We start from the raw sequence: 25,753 nt of genomic DNA, 5'->3' as shown, positions 1-25,753 counted from the left end.
GCGTGGGTTTTGTGGATTTCCACAAATTCAACCGCGCGCTTCGTATTTCGCTAATTTAATATCGATGTATAATTTGATTTTTTGATTCATGTCATTGAGATCAAGCTCGGCGATGTCGGCAATCCGCTTGAGCCGATAAGCAAGCGTGTTCGGGTGAACGTTGAGGACGTCAGCGGTTTCTTGCACATTTTCGTTATGGTCAAAAAATGTTTCAAACGTTTTCACCAAGTCGCTGTGATGTTTGCGGTCATAGGCTTGCAATTTCTCAAGCGCCGGGTTGGTCCAGCCTCCTTGCCGTTTTTTTTCAAGCAAAAAGTCAAAAAATTGGTAAATACCGAGTTGGGCGTAGCCGTAGACGCCGTTGATGTCATCCCCAAGCTTCTCCTTCAGCGCTAGCACGGCGAGCGCTTCGCGGTAGCTTTTTTCAATGAGGCGATAGACGCTGTACACGCCGCCAAATCCGCACTGCACATCGTGGATGTGAAATCGTTCTTTCATTTTGGCGGCGAACGATTCGATGAATGCATTCAGCTCTTTGAGCGGCTGGTCGGTTTTGGGCGCCGCCAGCAAAATCACATCGCGGCCGTCGGTCGTATAAAGAAGGAGCGGGAGTTGCTGGGTTGTTTGCAATAAGTAGGAAATTTGCCGCTCCATTTCGGCGGTCAAATCAGCGGCAAAGCGGAAGACGACAACGGCAAACTGCGGTGCGGTCGGGATTTGCATGGCAGCGAGATGGGTGCGAATCTCGTCTTCGGCCGCGATATGGCTCGTCAGCAACTTCCAAAACAGCTCCTGCACCCGCTCTTCTTTTTTGTTTTTGCGCATATACAGCTGCAACACTTTGTTTTTCGCTGCCTTGGCGGCGAGCTTGAGCCATTCCATCTCCTCAGGCGACAGCGTCCGGTTCGTTTCCAGCACCCAGATGAAACCGATCACCTCATCGTTTTTCCAGATCGACACAGCGACGCGGCTGCCGAGGCCGACGTCATGAATCGGCGGCACGCGCACCGGCTCGCGGCTTTTGAGCAGCGCCGGGATGGCGCCTTGTTTCCATAAGCTGTTGATCACTTTTTCCGGGACGCGCCGGCTGATGATCGTCGCCGTCCGCGCCGGATCGGTGTAATCGTCATGGGCGCTGTAGGCGATGAGCCGATGGTTCGCATCTTCGATCGTCACCGGGCATTTCAGCACATCGCTGACGCGGTCGGCAAACTCTTCAAGGCTGTCAAATTCGCCGCGGAACGGGTCGGTGTACGAGGGCATATCGGTGTTTTCCCCCCCCCAGCATAAAATTATGAGACGAAAAGCATCGCATTTAAGCAGCAGTCATTAGCCGCCTCTGGTTAAACATTTCCTCACAATTCTATGAACGGTTTCATCATAACTTATGCGCCGTCAGCTGTAAATCAACACGTATGGGTATATTTTGAGGTGACTCAATACGGTCCTGTTTAAACGAGGGCACGCGCCTGAGATTTGTATGATCTTCCTGCTTTTGTTCGCTATCCTTGTGAAATGGCGGGGACGGTGTATTATCGTTTATTTTAGGTTAAGGGAATGATCTATCCCCGAAAGACAAGAATTTATTTCCAAATATTTAATAATTTCATAATATAAAAACATTTTATTGACGAAAGAGGATACGTCAAATAAAATGGACTTAGGTTATATCTGTCGACAGTCGACAAAGTAGGTGAAGGTAAATGAGTCAGGATCAACCGGACCGATCCGCTCCTTTTTACGAGCAAATTTATCATTTATTGCGCAAGAAAATTCTTCAAGGAGAATTCAAGCCTGGACAACGTATCTACGAAGCAAAGCTGGCCAGAGAGTTAAATGTAAGTAGAAGTCCGGTGCGAGAGGCTGTAAGGGCGCTTGAAAAAGAGGGATTGCTCCAGATTGATCATAAATCGCGGATCACTGTGTACGAACCGACGATGAGGAATGTGGAGGAGATTTATCAATGCCGCATGTCCCTTGAATCATTGGCTGTTAAACTGGCCTGCGAACGGATGTCTGCCTCTCAATTGGATGAGATTGAGGAAGTGCTTTACCAAACAGAACGAAATATTATAATCGGGGATCTTGAATCCGTGATTGCATTCAACGCCCAGTTCCACGATTGTATTGTTTTGTTCAGCGGTAATAGCGAACTAGGAAAGTTGCTAGGAGGACTTAGGTCGCTAACGTATTACTATCGGACGCTGAACGTGCACGGGCCAGGGAGGGCAAACCAAATTTTAGAAGAGCACAAGCAAATTTTTTTTAAAATGAAAGAACGAAAAGCGGATGAAGCGGCGGAAGAAATGAAAGTGCATATTGAACATGACTTGCTTCACTTAAAAAACTTGTTAGCAAAGGAATGCGAACAAGCAAGGGGGAAGAAATCCTGAAACAATGGGACATCGCCGTCATTCCAGGTGATGGCATCGGCAAAGAGGTCGTGCCTGCGGCGTTGGATGTGCTGCAGGCGGTCGCGGATGTTCATGGAGGGATCTCTTTTTCCTTTACGGAATTTCCATGGAACTGCGATTACTATGTTGAACACGGCCAAATGATGCCAGATGATGGGCTTGAGACGTTGCGGAACTTTGACGCCATTTTCCTTGGAGCGGTCGGCAATCCGAAGCTTGTCCCTGACCATATTTCGTTATGGGGGCTGCTTCTGAAAATCCGCCGCGAATTTGAACAGGTGATCAACATCCGCCCGGCGAAATATTTTCGCGGATTGTCGTCGCCGCTTGCCGAACCGCGCGAGTTTGATTTCATCGTCGTCCGCGAAAACAGCGAAGGGGAATATAGCGAAGTCGGCGGGCGCATCCACCGCGGGGAAGACGAAATCGCCATTCAAAACGCTGTCTTTACCCGCAAAGGGACGGAGCGGGCGATGCGTTATGCGTTCGAGCTGGCGCGGAAGCGGAAACGGCATGTGACGAGCGCGACGAAATCGAACGGCATTTTCCATACGATGCCGTTTTGGGATGAAGTGTTCGCCGACGTCAAGCGCGACTACCCGGATGTCGCGACCGCGTCGTACCATATTGATGCATTGGCCGCCTTTTTCGTGACAAGGCCGCATACGTTTGACGTCGTTGTCGCGAGCAACTTGTTTGGCGACATTTTGACGGACCTTGGCGGCGCTATTATGGGCAGCATCGGCATCGCCCCGGCGGCGAACATCAACGTCAACGGCAAGTACCCATCCATGTTTGAGCCGGTGCACGGCTCGGCGCCGGACATTTACGGCAAAGGCATCGCCAACCCGATCGGGCAAATTTGGACGGCGAAACTGATGCTTGACCATTTCGGCGAAGAAGAGCTCGGCGCCCTTTTGTTGCAAACGATTGAGGATGTCACCGCTGACGGCATCAAAACGCCGGATCTCGGCGGCACGGCGACGACAAAGGAAGTGACGGAAGAAATTTGCCGGCGGTTACGGGCGTCTCAATAATGTGAAAGGCTCAATCTGTGTCAATAAGGAGGTGAAAACCTAGTTGTCGCATTTCCGATCGGAGCGAAAAGAGAGCCCAAATGAGGCGGCTGAACTGTTTGGACGATGGCTCTCCTTTCTTTGCCCGAGTGTGAATGCGATGAAACAGCTAGGGAAAAGGATGAGGATTATATCCGCAGACCGCATTGGTGGGATTGTCACCATTTTGGCAGGCGGAATCGCGCTGGCTGAGGCTGCACGTTTATACCCGACTCGGACGAGTATGTTGGTTGGCGATCATACAATGCCTGCTGTTGTTGGCTTCCTTATGGTTGTTTTAGGTATTTCACTCCTCTTCACAAAGGGTGAGTCGTTTGACGCAGAGTTTCCCGACCGAAAGACAATGTTGAGCATCATTGGCACGCTTGGACTTTTGTTCGTTTACTGGATTTTATTTCAGTTTGTCGGCTACGTTGTCAGTACGTTGATTGTTTCTGTTTTGCTGTTCCGAATAATCGGTTCGTATCCGTTTTTCCCTAAGGCGTTGCTGTTGGGCGCCTTGTTGACAACGTTTTTGTACGTTGCTTTCGTCTATTTATTATCCATTCCGTTCCCTAAAGGAATGGTTGGGATATAGGGCAGGAGGGACATAGGCATGGAAGCATTGAGCATGCTTTTATCAGGGTTTTCAGAAGCGTTTGCCCCATTAAACTTGCTTGCTGCTCTCATTGGGGCGTTCATCGGCACTTTAGTCGGCATGTTGCCGGGGCTCGGCCCGACATCAGCGATTGCAATTTTGCTTCCTTTAACAACAGTACTCGGTCCGACCCAAGGGATTATTATGCTCGCCGGCATTTATTACGGAGCGATGTACGGGGGATCGACAACGGCCATCTTGCTCAACATTCCCGGAGAAGTATCATCCGTCCCAACTTGCCTTGATGGTTATCCGATGGCCAAACAAGGAAGGGGAGGCGCCGCGCTTGGCATTGCCGCCATTGCTTCTTTCATTGCGGGGATCATCGGAGTGATCGGTTTAGTGTTTTTCGCTCCGTTGTTGGCTGATCAAGCGCTAAAGTTTGGACCGCCCGAATATTTTTCGTTAATGTTGTTAGCGCTTACAGTTGTTGTCAGCCTTGCAGGGAATTCCTTGCTGAAAGGACTGATTATGGGGCTGTTTGGCTATTTGCTAGCTATGGTCGGTATGGGGCCTTCAGGGCAAGTCCGTTTTGATTTCGGTATTAATGCGTTAAGCGCCGGATTCGATATGATCAGCATTATTATCGGTCTGTTCGCTGTTACAGAAGTGCTAAAAGGGATAGAAGAAAAACATGCCGCCATTTCGGCGAACAACATTGGGAGTGTATATCCCAAGTGGCTTGATTTCAAGCAAAGTCTTCCGTCTATCATGCGGGGGAGTTTCATTGGCTTTTTGCTCGGTCTTTTGCCAGGGTGTTCGACAGCCGTCTCCACCTTTTTAGCCTATGATGTAGAAAAGAAAGTATCTAAAAATAGAGAGAACTTTGGAAAAGGTGCCATTCAAGGGGTAGCGGCGCCGGAATCGGCAAACAACGCCACGAGTTCGGCAGGATTTATTCCTTTATTTGCCCTGGGAATACCAAGCTCTGCTCCACTGGCCATTTTGTTGGCTGGGCTCATGATTTACGGATTGGCCCCGGGTCCGGTATTGTTTGAACAAAATGGAAGTTTCGTCTGGACAGTGATCGCCAGCATGTTTATCGGAAACGTCATGCTGCTCATTCTCAACCTTCCACTAGTCGGTTTTTGGGCCAAGTTGACGCAAATTCCGTTTGGGGTGATCAGCCCGATTGTTCTCGTCCTTTGCTTTGTCGGTTCTTACACTGTCAGAAATAACGTATTGGATGTGTTTGTGACGATCTTGTTTGGTATACTCGGGTACATTTTTCATAAATACCGTTGGCCCGTCGTTCCGTTGATTTTATGTTATATTCTTGGGCCAATGCTCGAACAATCTTTTGTTCAATCGCTATCGATGTCAGGAGGCAGCTTTTCCATTTTTGTGGAACGTCCGCTTTCTTTGTCAATTTTAATCGGTGCTGCCATTCTTCTCGTTGTTTCACTTGCCCTGGTTCGACGCACGAAGTCGAGTGCCAAGCAGGCGGTCGGTTCAGATGTAGACATCGCTGGCTAATACGCTGGCGATGAAATAAATAAAATAAATGAAATTAGTAGGGGGGAATTTTCAGCATGAAGAGAATGAAAAAGGTTGCGAATTTATTGGCAAGTGTTGTTTTGCTAGGAGTGCTAGCAGCTGGTTGCTCGCAGGAAACGGCAAAGAACAGTCCAGCTGGGTCAAGCGAAAAAGAGATAAAGTATCCGACAAAGCCAATTGAAATCACCGTTCCGTTTGCTGCTGGCGGGGGAACGGATTTAAATGCAAGGGCGATGAGTGAATACTTAAGCGAGAAGTGGGGGCAACCAATTAACGTTGTCAATAAACCGGGGGCAGGTGGAGCCACCGGTACGTTGGAAGTGCTGAAAAAAGGGTCAAAAGATGGCTATTCAATCTTGACACAAAGCGCTTCCGCCGGCTCAGCGCTTTTTGCGGGAAATCCGAATTTGCCATTTAAACTCGATGACTTACGCTTTATCGCCAGATTGGCTGTTGACCCGCTTGCTTATGTAGTAAAAGCCGATGCTCCTTGGAACAATTTAAAAGAGTTTAGCGAGTGGGTAAAACAAAACCCGGATAAATTGACGTTCGCCAGCAATGGCACAACTGCTATTGCAACGTTTGGCGTCATCCAATGGATGGACAGCATTGGCGCTGATTTTTCAAAAGCTAAGCTTGTTATGACAAACGGCTCCGGAGACGCGCTTCCGAAAGTTGCTGGCGGACATATTGTGCTCGGAGTGCAAGGGGTCAGCGAGGTCGCCAACCTAGTCAAAGCAGGAAAACTGAAAATATTAGGCATCGCTTCGTCGGAGCGAAGCCCTTATTTTCCGGATGTCCCAACACTTGAAGAGCAAGGGATTACAGGGGTTACTGTCACTCAATGGTATGGGGTTTCCGCGCCGAAAGAAGTTCCGGACGAAATCGTGAAAAAGTGGGAAAAATCAATTGAAGAAATGCTCAATGATCCTAAGTACCAAGAGAAACTGAAATCGATTGTTGTTCAACCGTCTTATTTGAACTCTGAAGATTTTACAAAATATGTGAAAGACGAAGTCGAAAAATTTAAACAAATTGCCAATGAAAAGGGGTTAATCAAGTAAAACGAATATAGCCTATTTGACAAATGCGGCGTCTTTCTCTACCTTAAAAGGAGAGGTCTCATGCCAGGAAAGACGCCGCCTATGGACCTAAAGCGGCTCTGTTTGCGGTGCTTTAGGTCTTTTTTTATGTCTTCTAATTTCACGTGCAACAAAAGTAAGTAGAGAAGCTTATTGTGATTTTAGAAAAGAAAGGATGACGTTCGTTGTTCAAAAAATGGTTTGGCAAGCAACAGCCGAAGGAAGAGATGATCACCGCACCGCTTGACGGGACGATTGTGCCGCTTGAAGACGTGCCGGATCCGGTGTTTGCGCAAAACATGATGGGCGATGGCATCGCCATCGACCCGGCGGATGGGGATGTCGTCGCTCCGGTCGATGGCGAAATCATTCAGCTCTTTCCGACGAAACACGCCATCGGCTTGCGTTCGGCAGCGGGTGTGGAGTTGCTCATCCATGTCGGCATCGACACCGTGTCGATGAACGGGGAAGGGTTTACCGCTTATGTCAAAGCCGGCGACCGAGTGAAGCGGGGCGATCGGCTTCTTTCTGTCGACTTGCCACTTGTGCGCGAGAAAGCGAAAAGCGCGGTGACGCCCATCATCATTACGAACGGGGATGCCCTCAAAAGCCTTGAGAGAAAGGCCGAGGCATCAGCCAAAAAAGGCGAGACGGTCTTATTTCATGTGAAAATGAAATAAGGGCGGAAGGGAGGACATATGGCGTTTCGCATCCATAAGATTTTAAACAACAACGCTGTTGTCGTGCTCGACGAAGGCAAAGAGAAAATTGTCATGGGCCCGGGGATTGCGTTTCAAAAGCGGAAAAACGATCTCATCCCCCCGGGCCGCATTGAGAAAATTTTCGTCATGGAAGAAGAAAATGAGAAGTTCCAGCAATTGCTTCGCACGTTGCCAGAAGAACATATCGATATTGCCGAAGAAATTATCAGCTATGCGGAAGACAAACTGCAAGCACCGCTCAACGACCATATTCATATTGCGCTGACTGACCATTTGTCGTTTGCCATCGAGCGGTTGAAGCAAGGTTACCGCATTCAAAACAAATTGCTCAATGAAATTAAAGTGCTATATAAGGCGGAGTATGAAATTGGGCTATGGGCGAAACAGTTGATCAAAGAGCGGCTTGGCATCGAGATTCCCGATGACGAGGTGGCCCATATCGCCCTTCATATTCATACGGCGAAACTCGATGCCGCCAGCATGAACAAAACGATGCGCGAGACGACGCTCATTCATGAATTCGTTGACCTTATCCAAACGGAGCTCGGCATATCGATCGATAAGGAAAGCATTTCATACCAGCGGCTGCTCACTCATTTGCGCTTTGCCTTAAGTCGCATCGAAAACGGGGAGCCGATTCATTCGATGGATGAGGAGATGCTTGCGCTCATTCAGACAAAATATGCAAGGGAATGGGCGTGTACACAAAAAGCGGCAAGCTATGCAGAGAAGGAATATGGCATCCGTTTTCCGGAGGAGGAACTCGCCTATATCGTCCTCCATATCCAACGGTTGCGAAAGCGTTGACAAAAACAGCAAGTTGTCGTATAATGCAAAACGGACAACGAAATATTGCGGGATTGTGACTGCTTCGAGCAGGCAAGACCTAAAACGTATGAAGGGAACGGCAAGTGAGTCATGCCGCTAGATCGCCCTTTGTATGTTTTAGGTCTTTTTTGTTTTTCATTTCACCATCATTCAGAAGGGGAGGAGTTCACCGATGAATTATGAACACATTGCTAAACAACTCATCCCGCTCCTTGGCGGGAAAGAAAACATCATTAGCGTAACTCATTGCGCGACACGGCTTCGCCTCGTCTTAAAAGATGACAAAAAGGCCGAGGCGAAAGACATTGAAAACATTGAAGGGGTTAAAGGGGCGTTTTCCAGCTCCGGACAGTTTCAAATTATTTTTGGCACCGGCGTGGTGAATAAAGTGTATGAGGCGTTTGTCCGGGAAGCAGGGATACAGCAAGGTGATGCTGATGCCCATCAAGAAGCCATCAAGCAAAAAATGAATCCGCTCGCCCGCTTTGCGAAGACGTTGTCAAACATTTTTGTCCCAATCATCCCAGCCATTGTCGCGAGCGGTTTGTTAATGGGTTTGCTTGGGATGATGAAGGCGTTCAAATGGGTGGCGGCAGACAGCCCGCTGTATATTTTGCTTGATATGTTTTCGAGTGCGGCGTTTATTATTTTGCCGATTTTAATCGGCTTTAGCGCGGCGAAAGAATTTGGCGGTACGCCGTTTTTAGGGGCGGTCATCGGCGGTATTATGACTCACCCGGCGCTATTAAACCCGTGGGGATTGGCCGAGGCCAAGCCAAACTATATGCATTTTCTTGGCTTTGATATCGCTATGGTCGGGTATCAAGGGACGGTCGTGCCGATTTTGCTGGCGACGTATGTGATGAGCAAATTGGAGCGTGGATTGCGAAAAGTTGTTCCCCATGCGGTCAGTTTGCTTGTTGTTCCATTTGTGACCGTCATTTTGACGGGATTTATTACGATTTTGGCCATTGGTCCGCTCGGCAATTTGATTGGCGATGGGATTACGAAGGTGTTGAACTTTGTTTACCATTATGGCGGTGCGTTAGCTGGCCTTATCTTCGGCGGATTGTACTCGATGATCGTCATTACCGGTGTGCATCATAGCTTTCATGCCATTGAAGCGAACTTGTTGGCGAAACTTGGGGTCAACTATTTACTGCCAATTTGGTCGATGGCCAACGTCGCCCAAGGCGGCGCCGGTTTGGCTGTATTTGTCAAATCGAAGCGGACAAAAACAAAAGAGATTGCGTTGCCGGCGGCCTTGTCAGCTTTTTTAGGCATTACCGAGCCAGTCATTTTCGGGGTGAACTTAAAATACCGGAAGCCGTTTATCGCTGCGGCCATTGGCGGCGCGCTCGGCGGAGCGTACGTCGTATTTACGAATGTAGTAGCTAATGCCTACGGGTTGACCGGCATCCCGATGATCGCCATCGTTGCGCCGGAAGGGCTCACGAACTTAATGCACTACTTAATCGGTTTTGCCATTGCCGTCGTTTCAGCGTTTGTGGCGACATTCCTTCTAAAGTTCCGTGAAGAAGAAGAGTGAGGGGACAAGCGGATGAAATCCGAACAGGAACAGAAACTTATTGAACAAGCATACGCTGAAGTCGAAAAATATGAGACTCTTGTCAATCGTGACCGGTATCGGCTTCGCTACCATCTCATGCCTCCTGTCGGGTTGATGAACGATCCAAACGGGCTGATCGACTGGCACGGAACGTATCACGTCTTCTACCAATGGATGCCGTTTCGCACCGGCCATGGCGCCAAGTTCTGGGGGCATTATACATCCCCAGACTTGGTTCATTGGCAAGCAGCGCCGATTGCGTTAGCGCCAAGCGAATGGTATGACAAAGATGGCTGCTATTCCGGCAGTGCGATTAGTTGCGATGGAAAACTCGTGCTGTTTTACACTGGCAATGTGAAAGATGAACAAGGAAACCGCCAAACGTACCAATGCATGGCCGTATCGGAAGATGGCATTCATTTTACAAAAAAAGGCGTCGTCATTACACTTCCGGACGGATATACGGCCCATTTCCGCGATCCGAAAGTATGGCGGTATCAGGGCCATTGGTATATGATCCTGGGGGCGCAAAGCGAAAGCGGCGATGGAAAAGCGGTGCTGTTTCGTTCCGCTGATCTTTGTCATTGGGAGCATCTTGGCCCAATTGCTGGCGGCAACATGAACGGGCTTGGTCCGTTTGGCTATATGTGGGAATGCCCAGACTTGTTTCCATTAGATGGGCAAGACGTGCTCATCGTCTGCCCGCAAGGATTAAAACCGGACGGCATGCGCTACCAAAACGTCTACCAGTCAGGTTATTTTGTCGGCCGCTTCGACTACGAACGGGCCGAATTCCTTCACGGGACGTTTGAGGAGCTTGACCGCGGCTTTGAATTTTACGCTCCGCAAACGATGCTTGACCGGAACGGGCGGCGCATCCTCATCGGCTGGATGGGTGTGCCGGACCAGGATGAAGACCGCCAGCCGACAGTGAGCCACCGCTGGGTGCACGCGCTCACCTTGCCGCGCGAACTTCGCCTCACTGGCGGCAAGCTGAGACAGACGCCAGTGGAAGAGCTGAAACAGTTGCGCAAACAAAAAGTAGCATATCCAAGCGCCACTGTGGTGAATGAGCTGAGGTCATGGCCGGGACTCGAGGGAGATGCGATCGAACTTCGCCTCGACAATATCGAACTGTTCGGAAGCATGATGGAAATTTACTTTCGCCATGCGGCTCGCCTTGTTTACAATAGTGACGAAGGGGTATTGACGCTTGAACGGAAAAGCTTTGTGAACGGGCTGACGGAGAAGCGGCAATGTCGATTGCCACGTCTTCGTTCGCTTCATGTTTTCCTTGATACGTCATCGATCGAACTGTTCGTCAATGATGGCGAAGAGACGTTCACTGCGCGGTTTTTTCCGCATCCGGACGACCAAACGATTTTCTTTGGCGCTCATGGGCATCTTCAGATGGACATCGAGAAATGGGAATTATAAGACGGATTGGCACGAGCAAAGCTGCCGAGAGCACTCGCTTTTCGGCGGCTTGTTTATTACTGTTGTAGTTCCTTTTGTGAGACAATGAGCAATACGGGATTGAATTTACTTCCGTCCCCCTCTATAATGAACAGTAGACGATGTCTTTACATCGATAATGACAGGGGGATACACATGAATCAACCGATGATTTCCCAGCGCAAGCTGTTAGGCATTGCCGGTCTCGGTTGGCTGTTTGACGCGATGGATGTCGGCATGTTGTCGTTTTTGATGGCCGCCTTGCAAAAAGACTGGAACTTGACAGCCGAACAAGTCGGCTGGATCGGCAGCGTCAACTCGATCGGCATGGCGGTCGGGGCGCTCGTGTTCGGATTGCTTGCGGACCGGATCGGGCGGAAAAACGTTTTTATTTTCACATTGTTGCTGTTCTCGCTTGGCAGTGGGCTGTCGGCGCTGACGACGACGTTGGCGGCGTTTTTGGCGCTCCGCTTTTTGATCGGCATGGGACTTGGCGGCGAGCTGCCGGTCGCGTCAACGCTCGTCTCAGAAGCGGTGCCAGCTAAGGATCGCGGCCGGGCTGTCGTGCTGCTCGAGAGCTTTTGGGCTGGCGGTTGGCTATTGGCAGCGCTCATCTCGTATTTCGTCATACCAGCTTACGGCTGGCGGACGGCGTTATGGCTGGCGGCGATTCCGGCGCTGTATGCGATCTATTTGCGCCTCCGCCTCAGCTTTCAGTCTTCGATTCTCTTCCTCTAAACTGCACTCTTTTTTTCGGGGTCTTCCCTTGAATGGAGACTTGGATGTCCCGCGCCGTTCTTCGAGCCCTTTTCGACCATGTTCATGATAACGTTTTACCCAAAGTCTGATCGTTTTCGTGCAGGGAATCCCCATAGCCATCAAGTGAAGCCTTGGAGCGAGTAGCTCCAAGGCTTCACTTTTCATCTTTGGAGGCTGTGACCGTGAGAATATATAAAGATAGGCATGCCAAATACACCTTCCCTATAGAAGGTTTTTTTCATGGTATATGAGGCGGGAATTTCTTATGACACCGGCATGATGACCAAACTCTCGATAATGTCTAAAGCGCTCTTTTTTGTATAACGCCTTGATTTTTTTCCGTGTTGAGCGATGATGTCACACAGTTTTAAAAGGAGTTGGACAACTAACGCCTCAGAACACCATAAGGCTTGAAAGAAATCCATACCGAACTCCTTGATCATACTCATCGCCTTATATTCGCTCAATTCCTTTTTCTGTTTTCGATAGAGCCATTCCCGCATTTTAAACATGACAGTGGAGCTGATCAATAAGGCAATCAACGTTCCATACAGGTGGCACTGAAAGCGAGCCCCTTTCATCGGTTTGAATCGATGAATGTGAAACAGGGATTTCCATGTCTTAAATACCACTTCAATTTGCCAGCGAAGAGAATACAGCGTATGAATTTCGTGCAAAGAGGTATAAATCGCTGGAATATTGGTGATATATACATATATTGAGTGGGGGCGTCGCGTCACGTACGCGGCCCCTTTTCGTTTCGCCTTCTGTTTCCATTGTCCTTCCTTCTGTCGCTCCTGTTCTTCGGTCAGCCGATACACAATGAGCCGCGGTTGATGAACTTTCTTTCCACTGACATACGCATGTTCCAGTTCCATGGTTTCTCCGGGTTGTAACACCGCAAGGAAATCCTCTGGTTCCCATTTTCGAAATCGGTCTCCTTCTTTTTGGTAAATCCCTACATTGTGTTTGAGCCGGGAAATATAAAAGGCTCCGGCGTCATGAATGGCTTGCAATCCCTCAAGCGAAAAATAGCCTAAGTCTTTCAAACAAAGGTCTCCCTCTTGGATGGTCGATAGAAGGGACGCTCCGTAGGCGGCGTCGTGATGACGGGCATCTTCGACATCCGCATGGAGAAACTTCCCTTCTAGCCATTCATATTCTAGCTGAATTTTCACCCCAGGCCCCGTACATCCCTCGTAAATCCCCCGGATTTCAGGAGGCAGTTGAAACGACGTGGAATCGAGAATGCGAATCCGGCGAAACAGCGAATGTCTTTGACATAAGTGACGGGCTTCCTGAGTCTGATGAATGAGCAGTTTTTCAAACACCGCTTTGAGGAAACTCACCGCTTTTTCATTAAACCGTTGATTGAGCCCTTCCGCACTCAGAAAGGTGTTTTGCTTGAGAGCTAGAGCACTGCAAAGCTGCACCAATGATTTTTGACCGCCTCCTTCCTGGAGAAATGTGCAAAGTGCCACAAAATCATGGGCGCGTAATTTCCCCTTTCGTTGAATAAATTGATGATCTCGGGCCATATGTTCAAGTTCTTCGCACGATAACACGCTTCTTAATCCGTCTAAAAAACAATGCCATTCTTCTCGGAGAGATAAGGACGTCTTCAAAAAAACCACCCTTTCTAAGACATTATGAGGTCTTCAAAAGGATGGTCAAATCAGGCATATATTTATTCCTGTTTTCTTAACTTGATGGCTATGCAGGGAATCCCTATAACTCTTGGCATATCCGCTTATATCCCCATCCTTCTTCGATGTACATCTGGACAGCCCTCCATTTAAACTCCACGGAATAGGTGGTCTTCCCTTTCGGTGTTTGCTTGGTCTCGAACATAAACAAATCCCTCCAGTGTTTTTCATGACAGTATGGGCATTTTCCCAACTGTCTACACTAGAGGGATAATATCAAGCGAGAAGGGCTCCTTTTTCATCCCGACAACTTCTCCAGCCTCGCGCACAACTCATGCTGCCACTCAACGTCGCCGGTCATGCTGGCCAGTAGCGACAGGTTTTTGAGTTTCGCGATCTCCATACTCTCTTGACATTGACAGAATCGTTTGGTGAAGATTTGGATGTTTTGAAGAAAAATAAACCCGCCTCGACATGGGCGGGTTTTTTCTGTCAATCCAAATACTTCTCGCATAACGATACGAACTTTCCATCTGACTTTAGCCCTTCCAAAATGCTTCTCAACATTGCACTTCTTTTGGGAAGCTGCTTCTCGAACTCTGCCACAAATGTGTCCTTGTCCCACTGTGATTTGCCAGCGTGATAAAACAGCTTTTCCAGGCGTTCCAACTCGTCGGCAGTAAAGCCAGTGGCTAAGGCCAGAATCGCAAAGCTTTTGTGCTCCTTGTTCACCATATCTAAGAGTAACGTAATTGCGTCGGTGGCTAGACTCAATTTTGCTTCAAGATCCTTGATTCTTTCCTCGTTCATAGCACCCTCCTTGTACTATAGTAATACCCAGTCTACGAATTTTGAAATGACCCAACCAACCTGTCTCGCTGTACTCAGTGGTACTCCCAGATCATATAACGCCCCGCTAACTTGATCTTGAATGATTTGGATAGAAAGGTCTTTCCAAGAAGCTATGGTCCGCAAGGTATCAGCAATATTATCGGCATATTCCCTGATAGTATCTGCTACCTTTTTACTGCCGTAGTCCTCAACAAAGTCGAGCAATTTTTTAATGGCTTGCGATTCCAGCATGTCTGCTAACGTCAATACCGCTTTCTTGAGAGCTGCAGTTTTGATACCCTGTGTTTCTACCTTTGGCGACACTGTGTTGACCTTCGCCACAGAAGGGGTGAGTTGTGACACCGTGTTTGTCTCTGCGGCAAAAACAGAAGTAGGTACTGCTACCGCCAAAACAGACAGAGCTAAAACAGGAGATAAAATTCTTTTGAACAACTTCATAGACAGCTTCATAAATTCCCCCTCCCTTTTATCGGTTTATTTATTTCAATGAATACTATAAAAGGTTAAAAAAGTAAAAGTATGTCGCAATTTGTCGTTCACAAAAAGTTCATATAACCCATATTAGTACTCACATTTCGCACCCTAACAGGGTTGAAAGAAAGGATTTTTTATTTCGTTTTTTAGAATAACTTTCCGACCAACACAACGAGTGATGGAAATCCTTTTTTTACCATATCTGGTCGTTCCGTATCACGTTACACGTAAATGCTCTCATCCATGCCCAATCCCTGCAGAATCCTTCGCTGATCCGGGGTGAGGGAGCGATCCAGTGAGCGTTGGATGCGTCCATCCGGCAGCTTGAACAGGACGACGTTCACGTATGGAAACAGCTGAAAAATCGCCTGTCCCGTCGGACGGGTCAGCTTGCGGCCTCCAGGACCCTTCAACGGGTGTTCGGGAGTCATGAACGGACGCACCCGGCGCTGAAAGACGCGGTAAATGCCGGCCTCATACAGACGATCGAGATGACGGGTCAACGCATCGTCATTCAACTGGGAAGGATGGAGCCCGGAACGGATGAGTTTCTCCAGGTCGATCGTGTGCCCCCATTGTTCCAAGTGAACGAGGGCTTGCCGGCCGTCAAACACATTGTAGAGAATGGCTTGAACGGCATCGTTGACTCGAGTCTGGCACTGCGGATCGACGGGAACGAGATGGTCAATCGATTGGGGGAAACCCAGTTTTTTGAATAGAGCACTTATGATATTCAAATAAGAATTGCGATAGACCGATTCGACTTGCACATCCATGAGAGAAAAACTCCTTCACTTTCCTTGTGTGTCAAGGATTCATTCGACATCGGAACGAAAAAATCCTCCCGATTTTCGTCGGAAGGGTGCGAAATGTGAGGTCGAAATCAACATCATGAACGAGGGAACGAAGAAAGGATTTGATGCTTTGCCAAAAGGTTGTACTGGCGCCTATCATGAAAAGCATGGCAGCTGATTTTAGCCGAACTTTTTGTTCCAACCATGGAACGATGGCTGGATCGCGATGTTGGTGTTTGATCCTGTTATTCAAGGCTTCGAGCTGATTTTTCGCAAAAATTATCAACCGTATAGTGCACAGGCCAATGATTTTCTTTTATAATGAATATGTCTTTACACTAATAATGATAGGAAGATACACATGAACCAAACCGCGATTTCCCAGCGCAAGCTGTTAGGCATAGCCGGCCTTGGCTGGCTGTTTGACGCGATGGATGTCGGCATGTTGTCGTTTTTGATGGCGGCCTTGCAAAAAGACTGGAATTTGACGGCCGGCCAAGTCGGCTGGATCGGCAGCGTCAACTCGATCGGCATGGCGGTCGGGGCGCTCGTGTTCGGATTGCTTGCGGACCGGATCGGGCGGAAAAACGTTTTTATTTTCACATTGTTGCTGTTCTCGCTTGGCAGTGGGCTGTCGGCGCTGACGACGACGTTGGCGGCGTTTTTGGCGCTCCGCTTTTTGATCGGCATGGGACTTGGCGGCGAGCTGCCGGTCGCGTCAACGCTCGTCTCAGAAGCGGTGCCAGCTAAGGATCGCGGCCGGGCTGTCGTGCTGCTCGAGAGCTTTTGGGCCGGCGGGTGGCTATTGGCAGCGCTCATCTCGTATTTCGTTATCCCGGCTTACGGATGGCGGACGGCGTTATGGCTGGCGGCGATTCCAGCGCTGTATGCGATCTATTTGCGCCTCCGCCTGCCCGATTCGCCGCGGTTTGCGGCTGTAAGAAAAGAAGAGACGGTATGGAAAAACATCGTCCACGTATGGTCCGCTCCTTATCGGAAAGAGACGGTCATGCTTTGGATCCTTTGGTTTTGTGTCGTTTTCTCGTATTACGGCATGTTTTTATGGCTGCCAAGCGTCATGGTCATGAAAGGATTCAGCTTAATTAAAAGCTTTGAATATGTGCTCATCATGACGCTGGCGCAATTGCCCGGCTATTTCAGCGCCGCATGGCTGATCGAGCGGGCGGGGCGGAAATTTGTCTTGGTCACGTACTTGCTTGGCACCGCATTGAGCGCTTACTTTTTCGGCACGGCCGAGTCGCTCGTCGGGCTGATGGCATCCGGCATTTTCTTGTCGTTTTTCAACCTCGGCGCTTGGGGAGCGCTGTATGCGTATACGCCGGAGCAGTATCCGACATCGATTCGTGCGACCGGCGCCGGCATGGCGGCGGCGTTTGGCCGCATCGGCGGCATTTTCGGCCCGCTGTTGGTCGGCTCGCTTGTCGCCCAAGGGGTGTCGGTGACGATGATTTTCACGCTGTTTTGCCTCGCTGTTCTTGTCGCCGTTCTTTCTGTCGCCGTCCTCGGCAAAGAGACGAAGCAGCAAGAGCTCGCTTAAGTTGACAAATCAAACGGAGGGGCTGACCCAAAAGTCCGCCAAAAAGCGGACTTTTGGAGTCAGCCCTCTCTGGTTTTTGTATATTTTACCAAACGGAACAAAATTCCGACTCTGTTCTCCCCCTCATTTACGCCACCAAGGACAATTGCTTGTCCCTAGCGGCTTTTTTGAGAAGATTGTGGGCAGCACAAACCAGCCCCCATTCGATGGAAACTTTTTGGAGGCCTCGCAGGACAAAGCGACGAAACCCGCGATTTTGTTTGATTTGCCCAAATACACTCTCAATGTCGGTTTGGCGTTGGCGGTATCGGGCTTGCCCTTCTTCACTCTCCAACCGTTCGCGGGCTTTCTGTTTTTGTTCATGATAGACGGGGTTCCATTGCGTGGTTCGTCCATACTTGGAAGTCGTGCAGGCCGAACGGAACGGACATCCTTCGCATTCATGGCATTGGTAGTGTCGGGTGACCGAGGTGTATCCTGATTCCGTGGTCTGTTTCGAAGTTCCGGTGCGAACCAGCTTTTTCCCATTGGCGCAAATCCAAACGTCTTCTTCTTCCACATAGGTCCAATTCTGCTGATGATGCGGATTTTTCTTGACCTTGCGCGTGTTCTCCTTCTCATACGTATGGTACTTGATCAAGGCCGATATGTGCTTCTCTTCCAGCTTCACGTAGTTCTCTTCCGAGCCATAAGCCGCGTCAGCGATCAAACGTTCGGGTTCCACGCCGTACTTCTCTCGAACGGTCTCCAAATGCGGGAGAAGACAACGAGTGTCGCCCGGCCTCTGATGAAGGGAATACCCCAAAATAAATTGGCCGGAAGAACCCACCTGTACGTTATAGGCCGGCTTGAGCTGGCCGTTTCGCATGTGATCCTCCTTCAACCGCATGAAGGTGGCATCCACATCGGTCTTGGAATAGCTGTTGCGATCCCCGCATACATGGAGTTGGTGTTCATACTTTTCACTGCGGGGCAAGTAGTCCTCCTTCATCTTCTTGATGGCCTTCTTCAACGGTTGGTTGTCCGGCTCGGCCTCCAACCGTTTTTCCCACTCCTCGGTTTTCTTTCGGATTTCTTCTGACGTAAAGGCCGGCGAAGGGTCGATGTCTTCCGCCTTTTCTTCTTCCACGATCGCCTCGATCTGGGCAATCAGCCGATCGACATTGGCTTGGAGTTTCTCCTGGTACTTCTCAGCCGATTTGCGCCAAACGAAGGTGTACCGGTTGGCATTCGCTTCAATTTTCGTTCCATCCACAAAATAATCTTCCATCTTGACATAGCCGTCGGCCACGAGCAGCGTGATCATTTCCCGGAACAGGTCGTCAATCAGGTCTTTCATCCGCTCCGAACGAAACCGATTGATGGAGCGGAAGTCCGGCTTTTGAAATCCACTTAGCCACATGAGGGGAAGGTGGACTTCGAGCTGCCGTGCAATCTCACGGCCATGATACATTTTTTGGGTGTAAGCGTAAAGGAGAATTTTGGTCATCATTTTCGGATGATAGGCGGAGGCGCCCCCTCCTTTGTAGTAAGCAAGAAACGTCTCCATCGGGATGCGTTCAACCATCTCATGAACCACGTGGGCCATGTTATCCCGTGGAATGAGATCGGCGATGTTGCTTGGCAAAGAGAGGTTGTCCATGGTATACTCTTTAAAGGAAATATGATCATGTTTCATAAAAGAATCGCCCTTCTTTCGGTGGTAGTGGTTTTGGTGACTCTATTCTACCAGAAAAAAGGGCGATTCTTCTATATTTGAGGCAAAAAAGTGGGGGCTGATCCCAAAACGCATTCGCGTTTTGGGTCAGCCCCTTTTTTGTTCGGATCATGAAGAGAGGCGGTGGATTCCTTGCGCCCGTTCGTATCGGTCGTCATCCCGACGTACAATCGCCCGTATCCGCTTGCCGAGCTGCTCGAGGCGTTGAGCCGGCAGACATACCGCCATTTTGAGGTGATCATTGTCAATGACGGCGGCATCCCCGTTCATGATGTCGCCGCCTTGTATCCAGAGCTTGACATCTGTCTCATCGACCGCCGCGACAACGAAGGACATGTCGCCGCCCGCAACGAAGGCGTCAAGGCGGCGCGCGGCGAATTCATCATGCTTTGCGACGACGATGACCTCGTGTTGCCGTGCCATCTCGAACGTATGGTCACAGCGCTTCGTGACGCCGATTTTGCCTATGCCGATGCGGAAATTGTTCAGTATCGAACCGAAAACGACCGACGCATCCCGTCGGCACGGTTTTTGTTTGCTTATGAGTATGATTTGGAGGCGATGCGTACGTTTTCGACGTATGTGCCGTCCGGGAGCGTTTATCGGAAGGCGCTTCATGACAACATCGGCGATTTTGACCCGTCCGTTCACCATTATTGGGATTGGGACTTCTTTTTGCGCGCGGCGGTCGTCTGTCGCGTCGCCCGTGTCGCGGCGGCGACCGTGTTGTACGCGTTCAGCCCGGACGGCGACAACGTGTCGCGACATATGAACGACAAGCGGCGCCAATATTTGCGGCGGCTTTGCGAGAAGCATGGGCTTGGGGACTTGCCGATGAAAAATTTTTGGCTCTTGCTTGACGAGCCGGAAGTCGCGAAGCGCCGGGCGAAAAGCGAAGTCATCTGGGACGGGAAGCCCGTCGTGTCGCGGTTTTGGGCGCAAAAAAATGCGAGCGACCATTGACATAGGTCTTTCTGGTTTGCTATGATAGTGGACAAAATCATATATGGATCGCGATGACGGATCAATAGTAGTTAACCCTCTCTTCCGAAGCGAGCCGGGGGCGGTGGGAGCCCGGTGAAGACGGTTAATGAAACGGCAGTCCGGAGCGGAAATGGCAAAAAGGGGATGCGTGATTTGCGCATCAACTAGGGTGGAACCGCGGGAGCTACGCTCTCGTCCCTAGGCACAAGGCCTAGGGGCGAGGGCGTTTTTCATGGTAACAAATGATGAATGGAGGAGGATGAACAGATGGCTGTGACAATGGAAGAAATCGTTGCCCACGCCAAGCATCGCGGCTTCGTGTTTCCGGGCTCGGAAATTTACGGCGGGCTGGCGAACACATGGGATTACGGCCCGCTTGGCGTTGAGCTGAAAAACAACATCAAACGGGCGTGGTGGAAAAAATTCGTTCAAGAGTCACCGTACAACGTCGGGCTCGACGCCGCCATTTTAATGAACCCGAGAACGTGGGAAGCGTCCGGTCACTTAGGCAACTTCAACGATCCGATGGTCGACTGCAAACAGTGCAAAGCGCGCCACCGCGCCGACAAGCTGATTGAGAAGGCGCTCGAGGAAAAAGGGATCGAGATGATCGTTGACGGGTTGCCGCTTGCCAAGATGGATGAACTCATCAAGGAATACGACATCGCCTGCCCGGAATGCGGCAGCCGCGATTTCACGAACGTGCGCCAGTTCAACTTAATGTTTAAAACGTACCAAGGCGTCACCGAGTCGAGCGCCAACGAAATTTATTTGCGTCCAGAGACAGCGCAAGGCATTTTCGTCAACTTCAAAAACGTCCAGCGCACGATGCGCAAAAAATTGCCGTTTGGCATCGCGCAAATCGGCAAAAGCTTCCGCAACGAGATTACGCCGGGCAACTTCACGTTCCGCACGCGCGAATTCGAACAGATGGAGCTCGAGTTTTTCTGCAAGCCCGGTGAGGAGCTGCAATGGTTTGACTATTGGAAACAGTTTTGCAAGGACTGGCTGCTGTCGCTCGGCATGAAGGAGGATAACATCCGCCTGCGCGACCATGCGAAAGAAGAGTTGTCCCACTACAGCAACGCCACGACGGACATCGAGTACCATTTCCCGTTCGGCTGGGGCGAGCTGTGGGGCATCGCGTCGCGCACGGATTACGATTTGAAGCGGCATATGGAATACTCGGGCGAGGACTTCCATTATCTCGACCAAGAAACGAACGAGCGCTACATCCCGTACTGCATTGAGCCGTCGCTTGGCGCTGACCGCGTCACGCTGGCGTTTATGATCGACGCCTATGACGAAGAAGAGCTGGAAGACGGCACGACGAGAACGGTGATGCACTTGCATCCGGCGCTTGCGCCGTACAAAGCGGCTGTCTTGCCGCTGTCGAAAAAGCTCGCGGACGGGGCGCACCGCATTTATGAAGAGCTGGCGAAACATTTCATGGTCGACTATGACGAAACCGGCTCGATCGGCAAGCGGTACCGCCGCCAAGATGAAATCGGCACGCCGTTTTGCATCACATACGATTTCGAGTCTGAACAAGACGGCCAAGTGACCGTGCGCGACCGCGACACGATGGAGCAAGTGCGGCTGCCGATTGGGGAGCTCAAAGCCTTTTTAGAGGAAAAAATCGCTTTTTGATGACGGGAACGGAGGCTGTCTCAAAAGATCGTGAAACCGAGCTTTCGCAGACAGCCTCTTTTTTTGATCCTTCACCCCTCTGAGTTTGACGGTTTGAGGTCATCTAAAAGAGCCAAAATGCTTTGCTCGCAAAGATTTCACATGCGGATCCTAGAGAGGCGATGATCTCGTACAAAATCCTGCTATTCCATCTGTGTCTCAGCGAAAAACGGAAACGGGAGTGTAAATGATGAAGGTTCATTTACAACTTGTGGTGAAGAGCCTGCTCATCTACAGTAAAATTAATAACCTGACTTCTTGAAACATGATATAATTATGTATAAAACCTCAACCAAGGTGGGGATGCAAATGAGCACTAACAAAAAAAGGAGCCGTGGCGCATATCATATAACAACTGGAACGGCAAAACGCCCAATTTTAAAGAGAATAGTGCGTCAAAACCGTCATCATTACCGAATTGGACCATCTGTTCTAACAGAAGAGCAAATGAAGGAGGTCATTCAAGTGCGATCTAAAAAAAAGAAGCTAACCAAGGAAGAAAAGAAAGCGTTACACAAACGTCTGGCTGGCAGTACGAAGTTATTTAGCAAAGAAGGCGTGTTGGAATCATTAAGAATTGCAAATAGAGAAGAGTGGGAGGATTAAGCATTGTCAACCAAAGTACTAATCGATACAAATATATACGCAGCACATGAAATGGGTTACCCTGATGCAGTAGAGTTCATTGAACAGCTGATTGAAGATGAGGTAGAGATTATTATGACTACCTTCATTGAGATGGAGATCATGTCTCATTTCGAAATCGAAACAGATCCTGATATAAGAGAAAATAGAAAAGGATATATTCAAATGGCTGATCAAATCTATGAAGTCACTAGAGAAGATATGGAGCTAGCAGCTGACATAAGAAGAAAAGCGAGAGCGGACAGTACACGCAAAAAGAGTATTAAAGCACCAGATGCTCTTGTTGCAGCTGCAGCTCTTCTACATAATGCCATATTAGTTAGTAATAACGATAAAGACTTTCATTGGATTCGAGATAACTATACTTATAAAGATCGAAAGTTAGATTATGTGAATCCGATAATAGATAAGAAAGCTTACGGCGAGTTTGTCAAAACCTATATCGAAAGCAGAGGGTTTTAGAAATTTTATTTGAACATATTATCCCTTATGGCAACCCGATTAACGACATTCGTGACCCCATCACCAAAATATTTCCAAAATACGTCTTCCGCAACAAGATATTTTCCAATCCGATTACCGCAAAATAAAATTAATCCATTCAACGGAACTAAGACTGCGATCGACAAGTGGGCGCCTATATTTTCTTGCTCAATGCTGAACAGGGCTTTAATGGAGTCTAACCGATCGGTCCTTGCCTAGGGGGAAACGGCAGTCAAGTTGGTTGTGGGGTGCTCTTCCTACCGCAAAGCCGCCCGTTCGTTGGAGTCGATCGTGAGAGATGCGGTCCTCAGCCATGAGGTGATTCGTCAGCTGGTGTTGGAGGCCCCTGTCTCGCTCCTCCCCTCTGTTTCCCAACGATATGGTCGGGTGCTGTTGGTGGAAGCGGATGGACTCTGTTTCCCGCTAAGAGAAAGGGAAGCGGCTTCGGGCGTTTATGGACCATGATCACCCAAATCGATGGAATAGGGCGGAGAAAGGGAAGTTGGAGGAGGAAGAACCCCAGAGGGCAGCCTCGGCCCCGAAGAAGGCCAAGTGAGTCGAACAGGCCAAACGGGAGGCAGGACGGCGGTGGCGGATGTGAGGCGACAAAACATCCTGTGTCTTCAACCGTCATCGGGGACGCCCATCGATCAAGCGTTGCCGGCTCTTCGCGATGGTGGTTGGATGTAAAAAATGAGACTAAACGGAGTCACCTCATGATGAGGGATGAGAGTACAAAAGCGCTTACGGATATAAACTCCTGAAAATGGCCCAATCACCCGTGATTTCAAAATTCCATAGGGAGCCAAAAAACGTTCTCCACCAAGTCTTGGCCGACTCGAATTTCAAAAAACGATCGAATTCCCGCCGCATAAATGGTAAAATAGAAGCACAGACTAGTTCCTGTATCCTGCACGAATCAAGGAGGTTAGCCATCATGGAAGGAAAACCGATCTACTACGATGGCAGCGGTCATCTGCCTAGCGAAAATGAAAGCGGTGTCAAAAGCGAACCGTTTACGCTCACCGATGAGATACGAAAACAAATCAGCGGCAACCCGTTTGTCGTGGAACAAAGCGAGTAACATTGCCTTGGAGAAAGGCAATTTTTTTTTGCGGTCAAATCGTTTGCCAAATGTGTCGGATCTTTATATAATTATCTCTTGTTGGAGATATTTGAATTCAAAATAAGTGAATGCCGCTTGAACAAAGTGCAAACACTAAAGTGCCGAGATCATCACGAAAGGGAGTATGCATCATGACAAACGTATTGTACATCACCGCCCATCCGCACGATGACACGCAGTCTTACAGCATGGCGGTCGGGAAGGCGTTTATCGACACGTACAAGCAAGTGCATCCGGATCATGAAGTGATTCATCTCGACTTATACAAGGAATACATTCCGGAAATCGACGTCGACGTGTTCAGCGGCTGGGGCAAACTTCGCTCCGGGAAATCGTTTGAAGAGCTGTCTGACGAAGAAAAAGCGAAAGTCGGGCGGATGAACGAGCTGTGCGAGCAGTTTATTTCCGCCGACAAATACGTATTCGTCACGCCGATGTGGAACTTTTCGTTCCCGCCGGTGTTAAAGGCGTACATTGACGCCGTGGCGGTCGCCGGCAAGACGTTTAAATATACGGAACAAGGGCCGGTCGGATTGCTTACTGATAAAAAAGCGCTCCACATTCAAGCGCGCGGCGGTTTCTACTCCGAAGGCCCGGCGGCGGAGATGGAGATGGGGCATCGGTACTTAAGCGTCATTATGCAATTTTTCGGTGTTCCGTCATTTGAAGGGTTGTTTGTCGAAGGGCATGCGGCGGTGCCGGAAAAGGCGGAAGAAATTAAAGCGAACGCCATCGCTCGGGCGAAAGACTTGGCGCACACGTTTTAACGGGAGGCCGAGTATTGCGCGGGAAATGGCCGCAAACTTGGCCTGGGAGCCTCTTCATCCGGAGAGGCTCCTTTTTTATTGGACAAACCAAACGGCCGTGACGTTCATATACGCTGGTGGGGAGCCGTATGGTATAGCCTGATCAATAAAGTCCCTATTTCTTCGTGAGAAATTTTCCTCGATAAATACATAAAACCCCAGCACCGAAGTACTGGGGCAAAAACCATGAATTCCCCGCTGACGGGGTGAAATGGCCTGCGACGCGGCAGGCAACTTATCATTAGGTTATGATTCTCTTGGCGATAATATGCAAAGAGAGGAACCATTTAGGCTCCTCTCCGTTGTCAAAACAAACGAATCCACGTTTTTTCACGTGTGAAATGGTCTGTGACGAGACAGACAACTTATTTTGTACTCTAAGTATAGAAAAAACCTAGGGAAATGTCAATACGTCATAAATACGTCGTCAATACATTGTAAATACGTTACAGGTCAAATACCCATTTTACACGGTTCATAATCTTATTTAAGTCATCCTCGTTTATATTGCCGATATGTTGCTTTAATCGTACTTTGTTTACGGTCGTTAATTCTTCTACCTTTACCGCGGAAGTCTGAGCTAAAAAAGGATAAACTTCCTTTCGAAGAAAGTAATGTGTCTTGAAACGAGGCACTACTTTGGTTTTCCCTTTCCGAATTGTATCACATCTTGTCCTTAAAGTTCGGCCACGCTGCAATATTTTTTTGCGCTATACATTCCCATTATTTTGTCGTTGCAGGATATCTCCCATCACCAATAGAATGGTATTTGTCGAAGGGCATGCGGCGGTGCCGGAAAAGGCGGAAGAAATCAAAGCGAACGCCATCGCCCGGGCGAAAGACTTGGCGCACACGTTTTAACGGGAGAACGGGTATTGCGCGGAAAATGGCCGCAAACTTGGCCTGGGAGCCTCTTCATCCGGAGAGGCTCCTTTTTTA

Annotated in this window: 23 protein-coding genes and 4 pseudogenes; 19 read left to right on the top strand and 8 right to left on the bottom strand. The window is 49.2% G+C overall.

The window, feature by feature from the left end; genetic code table 11:
* Positions 1-27 precede the first annotated feature (27 nt).
* Positions 28-1,263: a PucR family transcriptional regulator gene (locus ACR1UW_RS01595; protein WP_498934374.1), complete on the bottom strand. Its 1,236-nt coding sequence runs from the start codon at positions 1,261-1,263 to the stop codon at positions 28-30.
* A gap of 440 nt (positions 1,264-1,703) precedes the next feature.
* Between ACR1UW_RS01595 and ACR1UW_RS01590 the strand changes: the two genes are divergently transcribed.
* The 10 genes and pseudogenes from ACR1UW_RS01590 to ACR1UW_RS01545 form a co-directional block, all read left to right on the top strand.
* Positions 1,704-2,393 carry a GntR family transcriptional regulator gene (locus ACR1UW_RS01590; RefSeq protein ID WP_096226019.1) on the top strand — a complete coding sequence of 230 codons (690 nt, stop codon included), beginning with the start codon at positions 1,704-1,706 and terminating at the stop codon, positions 2,391-2,393.
* On the top strand, positions 2,390-3,451 hold the full coding sequence (locus tag ACR1UW_RS01585; protein ID WP_094240008.1) for a tartrate dehydrogenase: 1,062 nt from the start codon (positions 2,390-2,392) through the stop codon (positions 3,449-3,451). The genes ACR1UW_RS01590 and ACR1UW_RS01585 overlap by 4 nt, the downstream gene beginning before the upstream one ends.
* Before the next feature lie 139 nt (positions 3,452-3,590).
* Positions 3,591-4,067, top strand: a complete 477-nt coding sequence (locus ACR1UW_RS01580; protein WP_498934372.1) for a tripartite tricarboxylate transporter TctB family protein — start codon at positions 3,591-3,593, stop codon at positions 4,065-4,067.
* An 18-nt stretch (positions 4,068-4,085) separates the two neighbouring features.
* Positions 4,086-5,603: a tripartite tricarboxylate transporter permease gene (locus ACR1UW_RS01575; protein WP_094239381.1), complete on the top strand. Its 1,518-nt coding sequence runs from the start codon at positions 4,086-4,088 to the stop codon at positions 5,601-5,603.
* 56 nt (positions 5,604-5,659) lie between these two features.
* Entirely contained in the window at positions 5,660-6,688 is a 1,029-nt protein-coding gene (locus ACR1UW_RS01570) for a Bug family tripartite tricarboxylate transporter substrate binding protein (RefSeq protein ID WP_498934369.1), read from the top strand.
* Between the two features lie 203 nt (positions 6,689-6,891).
* Complete coding sequence (locus ACR1UW_RS01565) at positions 6,892-7,386, top strand: PTS sugar transporter subunit IIA (RefSeq protein WP_033015389.1); 495 nt, start codon at positions 6,892-6,894, stop codon at positions 7,384-7,386.
* An 18-nt stretch (positions 7,387-7,404) separates the two neighbouring features.
* Complete coding sequence (locus ACR1UW_RS01560; RefSeq protein WP_328061948.1) at positions 7,405-8,235, top strand: PRD domain-containing protein; 831 nt, start codon at positions 7,405-7,407, stop codon at positions 8,233-8,235.
* Between the two features lie 193 nt (positions 8,236-8,428).
* Positions 8,429-9,805 (top strand): sucrose-specific PTS transporter subunit IIBC, encoded by a 1,377-nt coding sequence (locus tag ACR1UW_RS01555; protein ID WP_096226023.1) that lies wholly within the window; start codon positions 8,429-8,431, stop codon positions 9,803-9,805.
* Positions 9,806-9,817: 12 nt separating this feature from the next.
* Positions 9,818-11,263 (top strand): glycoside hydrolase family 32 protein, encoded by a 1,446-nt coding sequence (locus ACR1UW_RS01550; RefSeq protein ID WP_237420993.1) that lies wholly within the window; start codon positions 9,818-9,820, stop codon positions 11,261-11,263.
* Between the two features lie 174 nt (positions 11,264-11,437).
* Positions 11,438-11,989 (top strand): annotated as a pseudogene (locus tag ACR1UW_RS01545) (MFS transporter); the annotation flags it as partial.
* A 314-nt stretch (positions 11,990-12,303) separates the two neighbouring features.
* Here the strand turns inward: ACR1UW_RS01545 and ACR1UW_RS01540 are convergent.
* The 5 genes from ACR1UW_RS01540 to ACR1UW_RS01520 form a co-directional block, all read right to left on the bottom strand.
* Positions 12,304-13,665 carry an IS4 family transposase gene (locus tag ACR1UW_RS01540; protein WP_033011274.1) on the bottom strand — a complete coding sequence of 454 codons (1,362 nt, stop codon included), beginning with the start codon at positions 13,663-13,665 and terminating at the stop codon, positions 12,304-12,306.
* Between the two features lie 319 nt (positions 13,666-13,984).
* Positions 13,985-14,047: a DUF7667 family protein gene (locus tag ACR1UW_RS01535; protein WP_420867691.1), complete on the bottom strand. Its 63-nt coding sequence runs from the start codon at positions 14,045-14,047 to the stop codon at positions 13,985-13,987.
* A gap of 131 nt (positions 14,048-14,178) precedes the next feature.
* Complete coding sequence (locus ACR1UW_RS01530; protein ID WP_013146668.1) at positions 14,179-14,496, bottom strand: hypothetical protein; 318 nt, start codon at positions 14,494-14,496, stop codon at positions 14,179-14,181.
* 15 nt (positions 14,497-14,511) lie between these two features.
* Complete coding sequence (locus ACR1UW_RS01525; RefSeq protein WP_013146667.1) at positions 14,512-14,988, bottom strand: YqxI family protein; 477 nt, start codon at positions 14,986-14,988, stop codon at positions 14,512-14,514.
* A gap of 245 nt (positions 14,989-15,233) precedes the next feature.
* A complete protein-coding gene (locus ACR1UW_RS01520) occupies positions 15,234-15,788 on the bottom strand; it encodes a DUF4277 domain-containing protein (RefSeq protein WP_080985723.1) in 555 nt (184 codons plus the stop codon).
* A 379-nt stretch (positions 15,789-16,167) separates the two neighbouring features.
* On the opposite strand from ACR1UW_RS01520, the gene ACR1UW_RS01515 reads away from it, so the two are divergent.
* Positions 16,168-17,364, top strand: coding sequence for an MFS transporter (locus ACR1UW_RS01515; RefSeq protein WP_121650167.1), 1,197 nt, complete (start codon positions 16,168-16,170; stop codon positions 17,362-17,364).
* Between the two features lie 127 nt (positions 17,365-17,491).
* On the opposite strand, the gene ACR1UW_RS01510 is transcribed toward ACR1UW_RS01515, so the two are convergent.
* On the bottom strand, positions 17,492-19,042 hold the full coding sequence (locus ACR1UW_RS01510; protein WP_171698435.1) for an IS1182 family transposase: 1,551 nt from the start codon (positions 19,040-19,042) through the stop codon (positions 17,492-17,494).
* Between the two features lie 171 nt (positions 19,043-19,213).
* On the opposite strand from ACR1UW_RS01510, the gene ACR1UW_RS01505 reads away from it, so the two are divergent.
* The 7 genes and pseudogenes from ACR1UW_RS01505 (at position 19,214) to ACR1UW_RS01475 (ending at position 24,775) form a co-directional block, all read left to right on the top strand.
* Positions 19,214-20,044, top strand: coding sequence for a glycosyltransferase family 2 protein (locus ACR1UW_RS01505; protein WP_121678363.1), 831 nt, complete (start codon positions 19,214-19,216; stop codon positions 20,042-20,044).
* Between the two features lie 288 nt (positions 20,045-20,332).
* Positions 20,333-21,715: a glycine--tRNA ligase gene (locus ACR1UW_RS01500; protein WP_033004942.1), complete on the top strand. Its 1,383-nt coding sequence runs from the start codon at positions 20,333-20,335 to the stop codon at positions 21,713-21,715.
* A gap of 348 nt (positions 21,716-22,063) precedes the next feature.
* Complete coding sequence (locus ACR1UW_RS01495) at positions 22,064-22,360, top strand: hypothetical protein (protein WP_033009761.1); 297 nt, start codon at positions 22,064-22,066, stop codon at positions 22,358-22,360.
* Positions 22,361-22,363: 3 nt separating this feature from the next.
* Positions 22,364-22,861 carry a PIN domain-containing protein gene (locus tag ACR1UW_RS01490; RefSeq protein WP_033009759.1) on the top strand — a complete coding sequence of 166 codons (498 nt, stop codon included), beginning with the start codon at positions 22,364-22,366 and terminating at the stop codon, positions 22,859-22,861.
* A gap of 158 nt (positions 22,862-23,019) precedes the next feature.
* Positions 23,020-23,296, top strand: a pseudogene (locus ACR1UW_RS01485) (UPF0236 family transposase-like protein); the annotation flags it as partial.
* Between the two features lie 523 nt (positions 23,297-23,819).
* Positions 23,820-23,966 carry a hypothetical protein gene (locus tag ACR1UW_RS01480; RefSeq protein ID WP_193443078.1) on the top strand — a complete coding sequence of 49 codons (147 nt, stop codon included), beginning with the start codon at positions 23,820-23,822 and terminating at the stop codon, positions 23,964-23,966.
* Between the two features lie 173 nt (positions 23,967-24,139).
* Positions 24,140-24,775, top strand: coding sequence for an FMN-dependent NADH-azoreductase (locus ACR1UW_RS01475; RefSeq protein WP_033015399.1), 636 nt, complete (start codon positions 24,140-24,142; stop codon positions 24,773-24,775).
* A gap of 485 nt (positions 24,776-25,260) precedes the next feature.
* On the opposite strand, the pseudogene ACR1UW_RS01470 reads toward ACR1UW_RS01475, so the two are convergent.
* Positions 25,261-25,479, bottom strand: a pseudogene (locus tag ACR1UW_RS01470) (type II toxin-antitoxin system PemK/MazF family toxin); the annotation flags it as partial.
* A gap of 100 nt (positions 25,480-25,579) precedes the next feature.
* Here ACR1UW_RS01470 and ACR1UW_RS01465 point away from each other — a divergent pair.
* Positions 25,580-25,675, top strand: a pseudogene (locus ACR1UW_RS01465) (FMN-dependent NADH-azoreductase); the annotation flags it as partial.
* Positions 25,676-25,753: the final 78 nt, after the last annotated feature.

The organism is Geobacillus lituanicus, from assembly GCF_050994965.1.
Lineage (GTDB): Bacteria > Bacillota > Bacilli > Bacillales > Anoxybacillaceae > Geobacillus > Geobacillus stearothermophilus.
This window is presented reverse-complemented; position numbering and strand designations above follow the sequence as displayed.